At 53.2% G+C, this 14,708-nt stretch carries 16 protein-coding genes; 9 read left to right on the plus strand and 7 right to left on the minus strand.

The window, feature by feature from the left end:
- Positions 1-17: 17 nt before the first annotated feature.
- Positions 18-512 carry an FxsA family protein gene (locus tag MCRY_RS00420; RefSeq protein WP_085627490.1) on the plus strand — a complete coding sequence of 165 codons (495 nt, stop codon included), beginning with the start codon at positions 18-20 and terminating at the stop codon, positions 510-512.
- Positions 513-578: 66 nt separating this feature from the next.
- The gene (secB, locus tag MCRY_RS00425; protein WP_085627491.1) at positions 579-1,085 is read left to right on the plus strand and encodes a protein-export chaperone SecB; all 507 of its coding nucleotides are present in this window, start codon (positions 579-581) and stop codon (positions 1,083-1,085) included.
- Positions 1,086-1,088: 3 nt separating this feature from the next.
- Here the strand turns inward: secB and dnaQ are convergent, their stop codons facing one another.
- From dnaQ to MCRY_RS00445, 4 genes are read right to left on the minus strand one after another with little or no spacing between them, the layout of a single operon-like run.
- The gene (gene dnaQ, locus MCRY_RS00430) at positions 1,089-1,778 is read right to left on the minus strand and encodes a DNA polymerase III subunit epsilon (RefSeq protein ID WP_085627492.1); all 690 of its coding nucleotides are present in this window, start codon (positions 1,776-1,778) and stop codon (positions 1,089-1,091) included.
- Positions 1,771-2,364, minus strand: a complete 594-nt coding sequence (coaE, locus tag MCRY_RS00435) for a dephospho-CoA kinase (protein WP_171046062.1) — start codon at positions 2,362-2,364, stop codon at positions 1,771-1,773. The genes dnaQ and coaE overlap by 8 nt, the downstream gene beginning before the upstream one ends.
- Positions 2,361-3,194 (minus strand): shikimate dehydrogenase, encoded by an 834-nt coding sequence (locus MCRY_RS00440; protein WP_085627494.1) that lies wholly within the window; start codon positions 3,192-3,194, stop codon positions 2,361-2,363. Before MCRY_RS00440 ends, coaE begins: the two co-directional genes overlap by 4 nt.
- The gene (locus tag MCRY_RS00445; protein ID WP_085627495.1) at positions 3,191-3,790 is read right to left on the minus strand and encodes a Maf family protein; all 600 of its coding nucleotides are present in this window, start codon (positions 3,788-3,790) and stop codon (positions 3,191-3,193) included. The genes MCRY_RS00440 and MCRY_RS00445 overlap by 4 nt, the downstream gene beginning before the upstream one ends.
- A gap of 509 nt (positions 3,791-4,299) precedes the next feature.
- Between MCRY_RS00445 and rho the strand changes: the two genes are divergently transcribed.
- The 6 genes from rho to MCRY_RS00475 are packed head-to-tail and all read left to right on the plus strand — an operon-like array spanning position 4,300 to position 11,070.
- Positions 4,300-5,568, plus strand: coding sequence for a transcription termination factor Rho (gene rho, locus MCRY_RS00450; RefSeq protein ID WP_085627496.1), 1,269 nt, complete (start codon positions 4,300-4,302; stop codon positions 5,566-5,568).
- Between the two features lie 21 nt (positions 5,569-5,589).
- Positions 5,590-6,873 (plus strand): tRNA uridine-5-carboxymethylaminomethyl(34) synthesis GTPase MnmE, encoded by a 1,284-nt coding sequence (mnmE, locus tag MCRY_RS00455; RefSeq protein WP_085627497.1) that lies wholly within the window; start codon positions 5,590-5,592, stop codon positions 6,871-6,873.
- A gap of 3 nt (positions 6,874-6,876) precedes the next feature.
- Entirely contained in the window at positions 6,877-8,760 is a 1,884-nt protein-coding gene (mnmG, locus tag MCRY_RS00460) for a tRNA uridine-5-carboxymethylaminomethyl(34) synthesis enzyme MnmG (RefSeq protein ID WP_085627498.1), read from the plus strand.
- On the plus strand, positions 8,757-9,344 hold the full coding sequence (gene rsmG / locus MCRY_RS00465) for a 16S rRNA (guanine(527)-N(7))-methyltransferase RsmG (protein WP_085627499.1): 588 nt from the start codon (positions 8,757-8,759) through the stop codon (positions 9,342-9,344). Before mnmG ends, rsmG begins: the two co-directional genes overlap by 4 nt.
- A complete protein-coding gene (locus MCRY_RS00470) occupies positions 9,337-10,149 on the plus strand; it encodes a ParA family protein (RefSeq protein WP_085627500.1) in 813 nt (270 codons plus the stop codon). Before rsmG ends, MCRY_RS00470 begins: the two co-directional genes overlap by 8 nt.
- 9 nt (positions 10,150-10,158) lie before the next feature.
- The gene (locus tag MCRY_RS00475; RefSeq protein WP_085627501.1) at positions 10,159-11,070 is read left to right on the plus strand and encodes a ParB/RepB/Spo0J family partition protein; all 912 of its coding nucleotides are present in this window, start codon (positions 10,159-10,161) and stop codon (positions 11,068-11,070) included.
- On the opposite strand, the gene hemW is transcribed toward MCRY_RS00475, so the two are convergent.
- From hemW to rph, 3 genes are read right to left on the minus strand one after another with little or no spacing between them, the layout of a single operon-like run.
- Positions 11,071-12,216 (minus strand): radical SAM family heme chaperone HemW, encoded by a 1,146-nt coding sequence (gene hemW, locus MCRY_RS00480; RefSeq protein ID WP_238939589.1) that lies wholly within the window; start codon positions 12,214-12,216, stop codon positions 11,071-11,073. It lies immediately after the preceding gene.
- Positions 12,209-12,820 carry an RdgB/HAM1 family non-canonical purine NTP pyrophosphatase gene (rdgB, locus tag MCRY_RS00485; protein ID WP_238939588.1) on the minus strand — a complete coding sequence of 204 codons (612 nt, stop codon included), beginning with the start codon at positions 12,818-12,820 and terminating at the stop codon, positions 12,209-12,211. Before rdgB ends, hemW begins: the two co-directional genes overlap by 8 nt.
- Positions 12,817-13,530, minus strand: a complete 714-nt coding sequence (gene rph, locus MCRY_RS00490) for a ribonuclease PH (protein ID WP_085627503.1) — start codon at positions 13,528-13,530, stop codon at positions 12,817-12,819. The genes rdgB and rph overlap by 4 nt, the downstream gene beginning before the upstream one ends.
- 135 nt (positions 13,531-13,665) lie before the next feature.
- Between rph and hrcA the strand changes: the two genes are divergently transcribed.
- Positions 13,666-14,706 carry a heat-inducible transcriptional repressor HrcA gene (gene hrcA, locus MCRY_RS00495; RefSeq protein ID WP_409643799.1) on the plus strand — a complete coding sequence of 347 codons (1,041 nt, stop codon included), beginning with the start codon at positions 13,666-13,668 and terminating at the stop codon, positions 14,704-14,706.
- The last annotated feature ends 2 nt before the right edge of the window (positions 14,707-14,708 follow it).

Raw genomic sequence — 14,708 nt, forward strand, 5'->3', positions numbered from 1 at the left:
GAAAGGAGTGCCCTGATATGTGGCTGTTTGTGGCTTTTTTGCTCGTTCCCCTGATCGAGATCGGTTTGTTCATACAAATTGGCGGTTGGATCGGGTTGTGGCCTACCTTGGGTATCGTTGTCCTGACGGCGATCCTTGGAACATATCTTGTCCGCTCCCAGGGCCTGATGGCGCTCGACAAACTGCGGGGATCATTCTCGCGACTCGAAGATCCGTCCGAGCCGTTGGCCCATGGCGCAATGATCCTTCTGGCTGGAGCGCTGCTTTTGACACCGGGGTTCTTCACGGATGCCGTGGGCTTTGCCCTCTTGGCACCGCCGGTCCGGTCGTCGCTGATCGCCTACATGCGCGAACACATCAAGGTTCAGCGCTTTGAAATGGGGCCGCAACCTGATCCCTATGCACAAGACGCCCCTCGCAAGCCGAACGATACTATCATTGATGGCGACTACCATGAGGTGTCAAACGCCAAAAAACCGACGCATCAAGGTTCTGGCTGGACGAAGCATTGAGGCTGACGTCTCCGGCTGCTAAGCAACGTCCAACTTTTACAAATGCTCGATCCGAGGGAGAGACACATGGCTGATACGCCGGAAACCGCTGGCAATGGCGCCGCCCCGCAACAAGCGCCTGTCAAAATGAACGTCCTTGCGCAATTCGTGCGCGACATGTCGTTCGAAAACATCCTTGCCCAGAAGGGCGTTCAGGGTGAAGTGCAGCCTGACGTTCAGCTTCAGGTCAATCTGGATGCCAAGAAACGTACAGCCGACAATCAGTACGAAGTGATCCTCAAGCTTCAGGTCACATCCAAGGCCAAAGAAAGCGGCGACACGCTCTTCGTTCTCGAGCTTGAATATGCAGGTGTATTCCAAGTTGAAAACGTACCGGATGACCAGTTGCATCCGTTCCTGTTGATCGAATGCCCGCGGATGCTTTTCCCGTTTGTGCGCCGGATCGTCAGCGACGTCACACGTGACGGTGGATTCCCGCCACTGAACTTGGAAACTATTGATTTCCTTCAGCTTTATCGCACTGAACTGGCCCGTCGCGCCAGCGCACAGCAAGCAGAAACAGCGAACGCCTAAGCGTTACAGCCGCTTCCATAGGGCGGCATCCCCAAGCTTTTCGACAAAGGCGGCGTGAGCCGCCTTTTCGCTTTCCGACAGACGCGCCGGTAACGGAGTAGGGCGCGGCTCGGGCCGCCACTCCGCGGCACCTTCTCCAGTCGCGGATTTGTCTTGTGACACATTCAACGCGAAGTCGGGTTGTTTGCCCCCAATCAGTTCAAGATAAACCTCTGCGAGAATTTCAGAGTCGAGCAATGCGCCGTGTAATGTCCGCGACGAGTTATCAATCCCGAACCGACGGCACAATGCATCCAAAGATGCTGGTGACCCGGGGAACTTGCGCCGGGCAATCATCAGCGTATCCACCGCACGATCAAAGGGAATCGGCGCGCGTTTGACCCAAGACAGCTCTGCATTCAAAAATTTCATATCGAACGCAGCGTTGTGGATCACCAGCTTGGCGTCACCGATGAAATCGACAAACGCCTGCGCCACATTTGCAAAAACCGGCTTATCGCCCAGGAAATCATCGCCCAGCCCGTGCACCTCAAATGCCTCTTGCGGCATTGCGCGTTCGGGATTGATGTATTGATGATAGGTCTTGCCTGTCGGCACGTGGTTGAACAGCTCAACAGCCCCGATCTCGACAATCCGGTCGCCTTGTTCCGGCTCAAAGCCGGTTGTTTCTGTATCGAGAACAATCTCACGCATCGGTCATTCGTTTCCTGATCAGCTCCAACACATCGTGAACTTGCGCGCGTGCGTGTTCAAGCGTATCGGTCTCGATCACGAAATCAGAGCGCGCACATTTCTCGTCATTTGGCATCTGTTTTGCCCGGATCGCCATGAATTGTTCACGTGTCATTGTTCCACGTTCCATGACTCGTTTTTCCTGTACTTCGGGTGAAACAGTGACACATACAACAGCATCCATCTCGACCTCACCGCCTGTTTCGAACAGCAGGGGGATATCAAAGACAATCAGATCAGCATCGGCACTGGCGGCAAAACGGGCGCGGTCTTCTTTGACCAGAGGGTGAACAATTCCTTCGATCATCTGCAACGCATCCGGTCGGTCACTTATGATCTCCCGCAACGCGCCACGATCCACCGCACCGCCGGAAATCGCATCCGGAAACAGCGACCCAATAGGGGGTACGGCTGCGCCGCCCTCTGCATAAAGACGGTGAACGGCTGCGTCAGCATCCCAAACGGCACATCCTTCTTCAGCGAACAAACGGGCTGTAGTGGATTTCCCCATCCCTATCGATCCGGTGAGGCCAAGTTTGAACATCAACGCAGAACCGCCGCCCGCACATCTTCGTCGACCACAGGCCGTTTCCCAAACCAACGCTCAAAGCCGGGAACCGCTTGGTGCAGTAACATCCCCAACCCATCAACAACGCGACATCCCCTGTCTTCGGCTGTTGCCAAAAGGCGCGTCCTTAGCGGCGTGTAGACAAGGTCGTTCACGATCGCTCCGGGCCGCAGCCCGTCCAAAGGCACACGCATCTCGGGCTTGCCGGTCATTCCCAAAGACGTCGTGTTCACCACCAAATCAGCATCCTCCAGCACGTTGCCCGCTTGAACCCATTCAATCACCTGGATGCGATTGCCAAAATCCTCGCGCAGTTTTTCCGCCCGGACCCGTGTCCGGTTTGTAAGCATGATCTTCGGAACACCAACATCCAACAGCGACGCCAAGACTGCGCGGCTTGCCCCGCCGGCACCAAACACGACCGCGGGTCCCGATTTCGGGTTCCAATCCGGAATGGACTGTCGGATGTTCTCGATAAATCCATATCCGTCCGTGTTATCCGCATGGATGCGTCCATCTTTTCGGAAAATCAGCGTATTTGCCGCCCCGATGAGCGTCGCGCGATCAGTGATCAGATCCGCGATCTCCATCACCTTTTCCTTGTGGGGGATCGTTACATTGGCCCCAACAAACCCAAGATCTGCCAAGCGCGGCAAGAGATCGGGCAACTTATCAGGCTCGATGTCCATCGGGATATAATGCCCCTTTAGCCCGTACTTACGCAGCCAGTAGCCATGTACGTTTGGGCTTTTAGAGTGGGCGATAGGATGGCCAATAACAGCGGCCAAAGGAATTTTACTGTCACTCATCCGTCAATCCGTCCGGTCAAAGTAAGGTGGTTCAGAAGTTCCAGTAACGGAAGTCCCAGCACCGTGAAATAGTCGCCTTGCACCTGTGTGAACAGCCGCGCACCCTCTTCCTCGAGTTTATAAGCTCCGACAGAGTGCCGAATGCTGTCCCAGTTTCGGTCAACATAAGCCTCAAGATAGCTGTCTGAAACATCGCGCATCCTGAGACGCACCACACCGACATGGCGCCATTTCGGCTCACCGCCTTCATAAAGAACGGCCGCCGACATCAACATGTGCGATTTGTTTCGCAATGCCCGAAGCTGATCCCGCGCTTCGTCCGGATTTGATGGTTTGGCAAAAACGGTCTTATCGATGGCAAGCACCTGATCACATCCCAAGACAAGCTTACCGGGCATCTTGTCCGACACCTTGCGCGCCTTCATCTCGGCCAGAGTATCTGCAATGTCTCGCGGTGAAGCCTTTTCAGCCTCCAAGGCCTGCCGGATCGCGTCTTCATCGATTCGAGCAACCTGAACTTCGAATCGAACTCCCGCGTTGCGCAGCAGATCGGCGCGAATCTGAGACCCAGAGGCAAGGACAAGATGAGGATTCATGTGGACAACTCTTGGAACAAGTTCTGTTTCTTTCTTGGAGTGTTTTGGGGAAATCTGACCACATCAGCAAGCATGTAGAAATCTCGGCAAGTTGTTCTTGGCTCCAGGGTGGTTTGTTCTCCATGTGAAAAGGATAAGTGCTCTTTGGGAACAAGTTGGCACATCAACAGGACGAAGCGGCCTTTCTGATCACTTATCCCCGCAGAGATTTATATTTATTCATTTAAGATCAATAATTTAGATGAATATTTTTGAAATATCATCGGTTATACACAGATCTGCCCACATATCTGAACCTTGTGGGCAGTTTGTGTAGAGATCGTTAATCCACAAGCGTTTCGCTGGACTACAATTATCAAAATCCTTTTTTTAAACTTACTTATTTAAAGATTAGCTCTGGTTTGACAGCTTCCCTCCCCTCAGCTAAGAGCAGCACAGTCCTGTTCTGGACGCGACTTTCCTGAGACAACGATGAGACGACTGCCTAATGCCGCAGTCCGGGATATTTCATGACCGAAAAGCTGAACCTTGCCGATCTGAAGGCAAAAAGCCCCAAAGACCTTTTGGCAATGGCCGAGGACCTTGAGATCGAAAACGCATCGACCATGCGTAAAGGCGAGATCATGTTCCAGATCCTGCGCGAACGTGCGGATGAAGGTTGGACCATTTTCGGGGACGGCGTTCTCGAGGTTTTGCAGGATGGGTTTGGTTTCCTTCGCTCTCCAGAAGCAAACTATCTTCCCGGTCCCGACGATATTTATGTCTCTCCCGAGATGATCCGGAAATTTTCGCTCAGGACGGGGGACACCATTGACGGTGAAATCAAGGCACCAGAAGACAATGAACGCTACTTCGCCTTGATGGATTGCACCCAGATCAACTTCCAGGATCCTGAGCGTGCCCGTCACAAGATCGCGTTTGATAACCTGACACCGCTCTACCCTGATGAGCGTTTGAATATGGAAATCGAAGATCCCACCATCAAGGATCGCTCTGCACGCATCATCGATCTCGTTGCGCCGATTGGTAAAGGCCAGCGCTCGCTGATTGTGGCTCCGCCGCGGACGGGTAAGACAGTTCTTCTCCAGAACATCGCGCATTCGATCGAACGCAATCACCCGGAATGCTATCTGATTGTGCTGCTGATCGACGAACGTCCCGAAGAAGTTACCGACATGCAACGTTCAGTAAAGGGTGAGGTTGTGTCTTCTACCTTTGATGAACCGGCAACTCGTCACGTCGCTGTTTCCGAGATGGTGATCGAAAAGGCCAAGCGTTTGGTCGAGCACAAGCGAGATGTTGTTATCCTTCTTGATTCCATCACAAGACTTGGTAGAGCATTTAACACTGTTGTGCCGTCGTCGGGTAAAGTTCTGACTGGTGGTGTAGATGCAAACGCCCTCCAACGGCCCAAACGCTTCTTTGGTGCTGCGCGTAACATCGAAGAGGGTGGATCACTCACTATTATTGCAACTGCGTTGATCGACACCGGCAGTCGTATGGACGAAGTTATTTTCGAAGAATTCAAGGGCACTGGTAACTCGGAGATCGTGCTGGACCGCAAAGTTGCAGATAAGCGCGTGTTCCCGGCGATGGATATTCTCAAGTCCGGGACACGGAAAGAAGAGCTTTTGGTCGACAAGATTGATCTTCAGAAAACCTTTGTTCTACGCCGTATCCTCAACCCTATGGGGACCACGGACGCAATTGAGTTCTTGATATCCAAGCTCAAGCAAACCAAGACGAATTCGGAATTCTTCGACTCCATGAATTCGTAAACCTGGCGGGCGCGCAACGTCATGGACACGATCTTTGCCCTAGCCACTGTGCCGGGAAAATCTGGCGTCGCTGTGATCCGGGTGTCTGGGCCAAGCGCTTTCCAATCGTGCAATGTTTTCGGTTTCTCTCCGCCAGAACCAAGACTGTCTGCCCTGCGTCGTCTGGTGCACAAAGATCGAGGTTTCCTTGATGAAGCACTTGTTCTGACCTTCACAGAAGGCGCCAGCTTTACCGGCGAATATGTTGTCGAATTTCATGTGCATGGCAGTGTGGCGATCATCAACACGGTCCTGGATTGCCTTACAGAGGTGCAAGGTTTCAGACCTGCCGAGGCAGGTGAATTCACGCGGCGGGCGCTAAATAATGGTCGTCTGGACCTGACGCAGGTCGAAGCTCTGGCCGATTTGATCGACGCGGAAACGGAGATGCAGCGCAAGCAGGCGCTAAAAGGTTTCACCGGCAGACTGCGCGAAAAGTCGGAAAGCTGGCGTGGCGATCTTATCCACGCCCTTTCTTTACTTGAGGCGACTATTGATTTCGCGGATGAAGAGGTCCCAGTCGATGTGTCAGACGATGTTGAGCGTCTTCTTACCGGAGTGTTGGACACAATGGACCGCGAAATCTCAGGTTTTGGCGTAGCGGAGCGTGTCAGAAGCGGATTTGAAGTGGCGATTGTGGGTCCGCCGAACGCAGGAAAGTCTACACTTCTCAATGCTCTTGCTGGCCGGGATGCTGCGATCACGTCTGAAATAGCAGGCACCACGCGCGACGTAATCGAAGTGCGGATGGACTTGGGAACCTTGCCAGTTACATTTCTTGATACAGCAGGTCTACGGGAAACAACGGATGAAATCGAATCGATTGGCATCCAGCGCGCGATTCAAAGAGCAAAAGCTGCGGATCTACGCGTGTTCCTTCGAGGGGAGGGGCAGTTTTCCGACCTTGAACCACTCGAGCATGACATTGTAATCGATGGAAAGTCCGATTTACGATCCGATGGACAAGGTGTGTCTGGCCTGACTGGGGTTGGCATTCAAAAGCTTGTAGAAGATGTGAAAGATTACCTTTTGTCCTACGCAACTTTTGCTGGATTGGTTTCGCATGAACGCCAGAAGGAAGTTCTCGTGCTGGCACGAAGGTCGATGTCGAAAGCGTTGGATTTTGTACGCTCTGGCCCGGCGATGTATGACCTGGGATCAGAGGAACTTCGCGCATCAATTTTCATGCTTGAAAGGCTTGTGGGTCGTGTCGATGTTGAGGATGTGTTAGACAAGGTCTTCTCAAGTTTTTGCATCGGAAAGTAAGGAGTGTTTCACGTGAAACAATTTGATTTCGATGTCATCGTCGTTGGCGGCGGACATGCGGGTTGCGAAGCCGCGCATGCATCGGCACGGATGGGTGTACGTACGGCTTTGGTCACTCTGTCCGAAGCTGGCATTGGCGTTATGTCATGTAATCCGGCGATTGGGGGACTTGGCAAAGGTCACTTGGTTCGCGAAATTGATGCATTTGACGGCATCATGGGGCGCGTGGCAGACAAAGCAGGTATCCAGTTCCGTCTATTGAACCGTCGGAAAGGCCCGGCCGTGCAAGGTCCTCGCGCCCAGGCGGATCGTAGAATTTACCAATCAGAGATGCTGGCTGCGACCAAAGCGCAAAGAAACCTTGAGGTGGTTACTGGTGAAGTAACTGACCTCATCGTGCATAACGGCGAAGTCAGCGGTGTGGTTCTTGATGTAGATCGTAGGCTGACGGCAACTTCTGTCATTCTAACCACGGGGACATTTCTGCGTGGTGTTATTCATATTGGTGATCGCCAGATTGCTGGTGGTCGCATGGGGGAACGGCCATCTAACGATTTGGCAAATACACTTGCGTCCTTCGAATTGCCGCTGGGTCGTTTGAAAACGGGTACACCGCCGCGTCTGGATGGGCGGACCATCAACTGGGGTGGATTGGATGAACAGCCGGGTGATGACGAACCCGTTATGTTTTCGTTTCTATCCAAGGGCCCGACGGCCCGACAGGTATCTTGTGCGATCACGCATACAAATGAAAAAACACACGCCATCATCCGCACAAATTTGGACAGGTCTGCGATGTATGGAGGTCATATCGAAGGCGTTGGGCCGCGTTATTGTCCTTCAATCGAAGATAAGGTTGTCAGGTTTGCGGATAAGTCGTCGCATCAGATCTTTCTTGAGCCAGAGGGTCTTGATGACCACACGATTTATCCAAATGGAATCTCCACATCTTTGCCTGAAGATATCCAGCTGGAATACGTCCGTTCGATCAATGGCCTCGAGGCGGCAGAGATTCTGCAGCCGGGCTATGCTATCGAATATGACTACGTTGATCCGCGCGCGCTGAATCTTGATTTGTCGCTTAAGGGTCGGACAGGACTTTATCTTGCTGGCCAAATCAATGGGACAACCGGCTACGAAGAAGCCGCGGCGCAAGGGCTTGTTGCTGGATTAAACGCGGCCCGTCGATCAAAGCGACTTCCGCCAGTCACCTTCAGCCGTTCGGATAGTTACATTGGCGTAATGATCGACGATCTAACATCGCGTGGAGTTCTGGAGCCGTATCGAATGTTCACCTCACGCGCTGAATATCGCCTGTCTTTGCGCGCGGATAATGCTGATCAACGTCTGACGCAAAAGGCGATTGAGATTGGCTGTGTGAACGAAGAACGTCAGAGCGTTTTTGAGAATAAAATGTCATCGATGAATTCCGGTCGGAAAAAGTTGGATAGTCTAACCGTGACCTCTCGTCAGCTGGTCGATGTCGGCGTGACGATATCGCAGGATGGCGCAAAGCGGTCAGGGTTTGAGGCTTTGGCGATTGAGGCGGTGTCTTGGGATGCATTAATGTCGATTGATCCAACTTTGTCGTCTATCGATCTGGCGGTACGCGAGCAGCTTTCCAAAGATGCCCTTTATGCGAATTATATTGAACGTCAGCAGAAAGACATCGAAGCTCTGCGTAGAGACGAAGCGCAAACAATTCCTGAGGATTTTGATTTCCACTCAATCGAAGGCCTGTCTAATGAATTGAAGACCAAGCTTGGAAAAGCAATGCCAGCTAATGTGGCTCAGGCGGCCAGGATTGATGGTATGACACCCTCGGCATTGATGCTGATCTTGTCTAAAATCCGTGCGTCTGTTCACAAAGCGCGTGCCGCTGTATGAATGTTTCACGTGAAACATCAGAGCGATTGGATGTCTACCTATCGCTTCTTCGTAAGTGGTCACCAAAAATTAATCTTGTTTCGCCATCGTCCTTAAAAGAAGCCGCTCGGCGGCATTTTGATGATTCTTTGCAAGTAGCATCTCTATGCCCAAAAAAAGCGAAAACATGGGTAGACTTGGGGTCAGGCGGTGGTTTTCCTGGTGCCGTGGTGGCGATTGCGCTGCGAGAAAAAGGTTTGATGGTGACGCTGATTGAAAGCGATCAACGCAAGGCAGCCTTTCTGCGTAGTGTTTCACGTGAAACAAATACACCGTTCACCGTCCTTGCAAACCGCATCGAGGCGGTCGATCCACTTCAGTCAGATGTTGTCAGCGCCCGAGCACTAGCTCCTTTGGTCGACCTTTTGACGTACACAGAACGACATGTTGGTGGCGGCGGAATCTCGCTTTTCATGAAGGGCGGCACTTGGCGGAATGAGGTTACGGATGCTCAAAAAAAGTGGCGATTCACTTATGAAGCGCATACAAGTGTGACACACCCTGACGCTGCCGTTATGGAGATTGGAGACCTTTCTCGTGTATGATCCCACACGCCCAGTTGGTCCAAAAATCATAGCGATCGCAAATCAAAAAGGTGGCGTTGGAAAGACAACAACGGCCATCAATTTTGCGTCCGCGTTGGCCGAAATCGGTCAAAAGGTCTTGGTGGTCGATCTTGATCCTCAAGGCAATGCATCCACGGGGCTTGGCCTGATGCCAGATGACCGCAACGCAACGACATATGATCTGCTACTAGACGATTTTCCGCTCTCGGATATTATTTGCAAAACAGGGCAAGACAACCTGTTCCTTGTGCCTTCAACTACAGACCTCAGCTCGGCTGATATTGAGCTCATCGCTAATGAAAAGCGCAGCTACCTGCTCCACGATGCTTTGCGCCAAACCGATATGGATCAATTTGGGTTTGATTTCATTCTTATAGACTGCCCCCCGTCGTTGAACCTTCTGACTGTCAACGCGATGGTCGCCGCGCATTCTGTCCTTGTTCCACTTCAAAGCGAATTCTTCGCATTGGAAGGCCTCAGCCAATTGATGCTAACCATTCGGGAGGTGCGCCAATCTGCAAACCCCGCGCTGCGAATCGAAGGTGTTGTTTTGACGATGTACGACGCGCGCAACAACCTGTCGCAGCAGGTCGAGACTGATGCGCGCGACAATCTTGGAGACCTTGTTTTTAAAACGGTAATCCCGCGCAATGTGCGCGTGAGCGAGGCGCCGTCATACGCGATGCCGGTTCTTGAGTATGATACGAATTCCAAGGGCGCTCTTGCATACAGGGCGCTTGCCCGAGAGTTTCTTGGGAAAAACGAAACAATGACAGCAGCGTAGGTTGAGCAGATGGCAGAGAAAAAAGAACAAAGACGCGGGCTGGGCCGAGGATTGTCTGCTTTGATGGCCGATATTGAACCCAACTCTGAAGCCAGCGCGCCGCCACAACAACGCGCTGTGCGGACACTCCCTGTTGATCAACTTTTTCCGAATCCAGATCAGCCGCGCCGACAGTTTGATGCGGACGCACTGGATGAATTAAAAATGTCGATCCGAAGCAAGGGCGTGATCCAGCCCTTGATTGTGCGACCGCGTGGCACTGCCGAAAACCAATATGAGATCGTGGCAGGGGAACGGCGCTGGCGTGCTGCGCAGGCCGCAGGCGTTCACGAAGTTCCAGTGGTCGTTCGTGAGTTTTCAGATGAGGATGTTCTGGAAATCGCAATCATCGAAAACATCCAACGTGCCGATCTCAACCCGATTGAAGAAGCGGCTGGTTATGAACAGTTGATGTCTCGTTTTGGGCATACGCAGGAAAAATTGGCGCAAGCGCTTGGCAAAAGTCGCAGTCACATTGCGAACCTTCTTCGGCTTCTCAACCTGCCAGACGTGGTTAAAAATGCTGTTGTCGATGGCAAGCTTTCTGCCGGGCATGCGCGGGCCTTGATCACTGCACCTGATCCCGTCTTGTTGGCTGGGCAGATTGTTCGTCATGGCATGTCTGTACGCGAAGCTGAACGCCTGGTCCGTGAAGCACAAAATCCCGAAGGCGACGCAAAGCCAAAAAGGTCTGCGAAATCGTCGGGGAATGAGGCCAAAGATGCGGATACAAAGGCGCTGGAAGGCGATTTGTCAGCGGCTTTGGGAATGAAGGTCTCGATTAATCACAACGCAGGCAAAGAGACGGGCAGCGTTACGATCAGCTATGACACGCTAGAAGACCTTGATCTTCTGTGCTCAGCCCTTAGTGCGACGCGCTGATCAGCTTTTGGCAAGCTGAGCAATCAGGTAGTTGAGGACAGGCCGCCCTTTTGGTGTTGCGCCAATGCGGCTGTCCTGCTGCCAGATCAAGCCGTCGACTGTCAGGGTTTCCAGTCGGGCCCTGTCGATTATAGCGGTCACATCGTCAATCAGTAGACCTTCATTTAGTCTCAACCCCATAATGAGGCGTTCATCCTCAACATCTAGAGGCGGTAGCAGAAGCGCATCTTTGATACCCGTTCCCTCTGTCACCGCTTTCAGCCAAGCTTCTGGCTGTTTCCAGCACTCTGTGGCCATCCGTTGACCGTCGCGCGTCAACCTACCATGTGCACCCGGACCGATACCGGCATAATCGCCACCCCGCCAGTAAAGCAGGTTATGCTTGGATTCGGCCCCAGATTTGGCATGGTTCGAGACTTCATAAGCCTCATATCCCGCATCATCACACAGGCGCTGCGTTAGATCGTAAAGGTCTGCGCCAAGATCGTCAGACGGCAATCCACGCAGAATCCCGCGTTGGGCGCGATCCCAGAATGCGGTGCCTTCTTCGATGGTCAGTTGATAGAGCGACAGATGATCCACGGCCATGTTCAGGGCGGTCGTCAACTCGCGTTCCCAATTATCAAGTGACTGGTTTTGCCGTGCATAGATCAGATCAAAACTCACGCGATCAAAGAATGTGCGGGCGGTCTGAAACGCGGTCTGCGCCTCGTCAACCGTATGAAGGCGCCCCAATGCCCTCAGATCATCGGGATCAAGCGCCTGAACGCCCAAGGAAACCCTGTTCACGCCATGATTGGCGTATCCTTCAAATCGATGGGCTTCGACTGAGGTGGGATTTGCCTCTAACGTGATTTCGATGTCATTCGCGAAAACCCAAACCTCACGGGCGGCATCCAAAACGGTCTTTACCGTTTCTGGTTCCATCAGACTGGGGGTGCCGCCGCCGAAGAAGATGGACGTAAGGACCCTGGGCCCGGTTTCACCCCCGGTCCGCAGGATTTCCTGCGCAAGGGCGTCTGCCCATTTTGTCTGATCGACGGCAGATCGGACATGACTGTTGAAATCGCAATATGGGCACTTTGCTGCACAAAAGGGCCAGTGAACATAAAGCCCGAACCCGCGGTCTTGCCAAAGCTCAGCCAAAGCATCCTGCCACAAATTTGCGGAAGGCGTCGGCGCGGTGGCTGATCTTGTTCTTTTCCCAGCGGTCCATTTCGCCAAAGGTGATGCTGTACCCGTTGGGTTGGAACACCGGATCGTATCCATGTCCTTGCTCGCCACGCATGGGCCAGACGATGTGTCCTTCCATCGTGCCGGGGAACACTTCGTCATGTCCATCGGGCCAGGCAAGAACCAATGTGCAGCAAAACCGTCCCGTCCAAGGGGGCTCAACCCCAGAGTCTAGCAGCGCTTTGTTGGTCTTGGTCATTGCCATGACAAAGTCACGACCCGTCTCTGTTTCGGCCCAATCGGCTGTATAGACGCCGGGCGCGCCGCCCAATGCGTCAACCTCAAGCCCGCTGTCATCAGATAGGGCAGGGAGGCCAGTCGCTTTGGCCGCGGCATGTGCTTTGATCTGAGCGTTTTCGACGAAAGTGGTTCCGTCTTCGACAGGTTCCGGCAGGTTCATCTCGGCCGCGCCAACGACCGAGACCCCATAGTCTTTCAAAAGATCGGCGATCTCTTCCAGCTTGCCCTTGTTATGGGTTGCCACAAGAAGCCGGGTTCCTTCGAATTTGCGAGTCATTCCGCAGCCTTGAGCTGCAGAGCGACCAGTTCCTGCACACCGGCATCCGCCAGATCAAGCAGTTCGGTCATCTGCGTGCGCGAAAAGGTCGATCCTTCGGCTGACATTTGTATTTCGATCAACTGCCCATCGCCGCGCATGATGAAGTTGCCGTCAACACCGGCTTCGGAATCTTCTGGATAGTCGAGGTCAAGAACGGCCTGGCCGGCATAAATACCGCAGCTGACAGCAGCCACCGGAGAAATCAGCGGATCGCTCTTCACGTCACCGGCTTTCATCAACTTATTTACGGCCAGACGCAGCGCGACCCAACCGCCTGTGATCGACGCACAACGCGTGCCGCCATCAGCTTGAATGACATCACAATCGACGGTGATTTGACGCTCGCCAAGTGCCACGCGATCGACGCCAGCACGCAAGCTGCGCCCAATTAGTCTCTGAATCTCGACCGTGCGACCCTGTTGCTTGCCCGCGGCACTCTCGCGGCGCATCCGACTTGTCGTGGAACGGGGCAGCATGCCGTACTCGGCAGTGACCCAGCCCAGTCCGGATCCCTTGATAAACGGCGGCACACGGTCCTCGATGGTGGCGGTGCAGAGCACGTGGGTATCCCCCATGCGGATCATGCATGAGCCTTCTGCATGTTTGCTGATCCCGGTTTCGATTGAAACCGCTCGCATTTCGCTTAATTTCCGTCCTGACGGTCGCATGGTATATCCCCTTGATTGCCGTGTACGGATACAGGCAGGCTTTCTGGTTTCGCAAGCCAATAGTCTGAACCAGTGTGACCGTGATTTGCGATATGAGGTGAGTGATTGAGCGACGGGACCAAACTTCTGGACGAAATGAACGACCGGTCGCGGGAAGTGTTCCGTAAGGTTGTCGAAGGCTACCTTCTTAGCGGTGAACCTGTGGGCTCGCGCACGTTGACGCGTACGCTTGAGGAAAAGGTATCTGCGGCGACCATTCGGAACGTGATGCAAGACCTGGAGTTTCTTGGTCTGTTGGACAGCCCCCATATCAGCGCAGGCCGTATCCCGACCCAGCTTGGTTTGCGTATGTTTGTGGATGGCCTTTTGGAAGTGCGTGATCTTGATGTCGATGATCGACAGAAGATTGATGCAACTGTGACAAGCAACAGTCAGGATGTTGGTACCATTCTGGATAGGGTTGGATCTGCTTTGTCCGGTGTAACGCACGGCGCGTCCCTCGTTCTCACGCCCAAACATGAAGCAGCTATCAAACATATCGAGTTTGTTCCTGTCGGCGGGGATCAGGCATTGGTGGTTTTGGTTTTTGCCGATGGGCATGTCGAGAATCGTCTCTTCACGCCCCCTCCGGGACAAACACCAAGCTCGATGCGAGAGGCGGCGAATTTTCTGAATGCTTTGGTTGAAGGAAAAACACTGTCTGATCTGCGTCGCACGATCAAAGACGACATGGCCCGCAAGCGCCGTGAGTTGGATTCACTTGCCGCGATATTGGTCGAGCAAGGCTTGGCGATTTGGGACGAACACGCCGACACGTCCGGTCGTTTGATTGTGCGCGGGCGGGCGAATCTTTTGGCAGAAGACACCCATGCCGAAGAGTTGGAGCGCATTAGGGAATTGTTCGATGATCTGGAGCGCAAGCGGGACATCGCGGAATTTCTCGAACTGACCGAACAAGGCGACGGTGTGCGCATTTTTATTGGTTCTGAGAATAAACTTTTCTCACTTTCGGGTTCCTCTTTGGTGGTGTCTCCATATATGAACGCTGATCGTAAAATTATCGGTGCGGTGGGGGTTATAGGCCCGACCCGTTTGAATTATGGACGGATCGTACCGATCGTGGACTACACAGCGCAGCTCGTCGGGAAATTGCTCGGCGACCGCAACCAAGGGTAACG

Source organism: Marivita cryptomonadis (assembly GCF_002115725.1).
Lineage (GTDB): Bacteria > Pseudomonadota > Alphaproteobacteria > Rhodobacterales > Rhodobacteraceae > Marivita > Marivita cryptomonadis.

Excerpts from the sequence above, each read along its gene's own strand:
- MCRY_RS00445 (WP_085627495.1), bottom strand. The coding sequence starts at position 3,790 with ATGAATCCTCATCTTGTCCTTGCCTCTGGGTCTCAGATTCGCGCCGAT.
- mnmE (WP_085627497.1), top strand. The coding sequence starts at position 5,590 with ATGGACACGATCTTTGCCCTAGCCACTGTGCCGGGAAAATCTGGCGTC.
- rdgB (WP_238939588.1), bottom strand. The coding sequence starts at position 12,820 with ATGACTCGCAAATTCGAAGGAACCCGGCTTCTTGTGGCAACCCATAAC.
- MCRY_RS00475 (WP_085627501.1), top strand. The coding sequence starts at position 10,159 with ATGGCAGAGAAAAAAGAACAAAGACGCGGGCTGGGCCGAGGATTGTCT.
- rph (WP_085627503.1), bottom strand. The coding sequence starts at position 13,530 with ATGCGACCGTCAGGACGGAAATTAAGCGAAATGCGAGCGGTTTCAATC.
- MCRY_RS00440 (WP_085627494.1), bottom strand. The coding sequence starts at position 3,194 with ATGAGTGACAGTAAAATTCCTTTGGCCGCTGTTATTGGCCATCCTATC.
- rsmG (WP_085627499.1), top strand. The coding sequence starts at position 8,757 with ATGAATGTTTCACGTGAAACATCAGAGCGATTGGATGTCTACCTATCG.
- rho (WP_085627496.1), top strand. The coding sequence starts at position 4,300 with ATGACCGAAAAGCTGAACCTTGCCGATCTGAAGGCAAAAAGCCCCAAA.
- MCRY_RS00420 (WP_085627490.1), top strand. The coding sequence starts at position 18 with ATGTGGCTGTTTGTGGCTTTTTTGCTCGTTCCCCTGATCGAGATCGGT.
- hrcA (WP_409643799.1), top strand. The coding sequence starts at position 13,666 with ATGAACGACCGGTCGCGGGAAGTGTTCCGTAAGGTTGTCGAAGGCTAC.
- dnaQ (WP_085627492.1), bottom strand. The coding sequence starts at position 1,778 with ATGCGTGAGATTGTTCTCGATACAGAAACAACCGGCTTTGAGCCGGAA.
- secB (WP_085627491.1), top strand. The coding sequence starts at position 579 with ATGGCTGATACGCCGGAAACCGCTGGCAATGGCGCCGCCCCGCAACAA.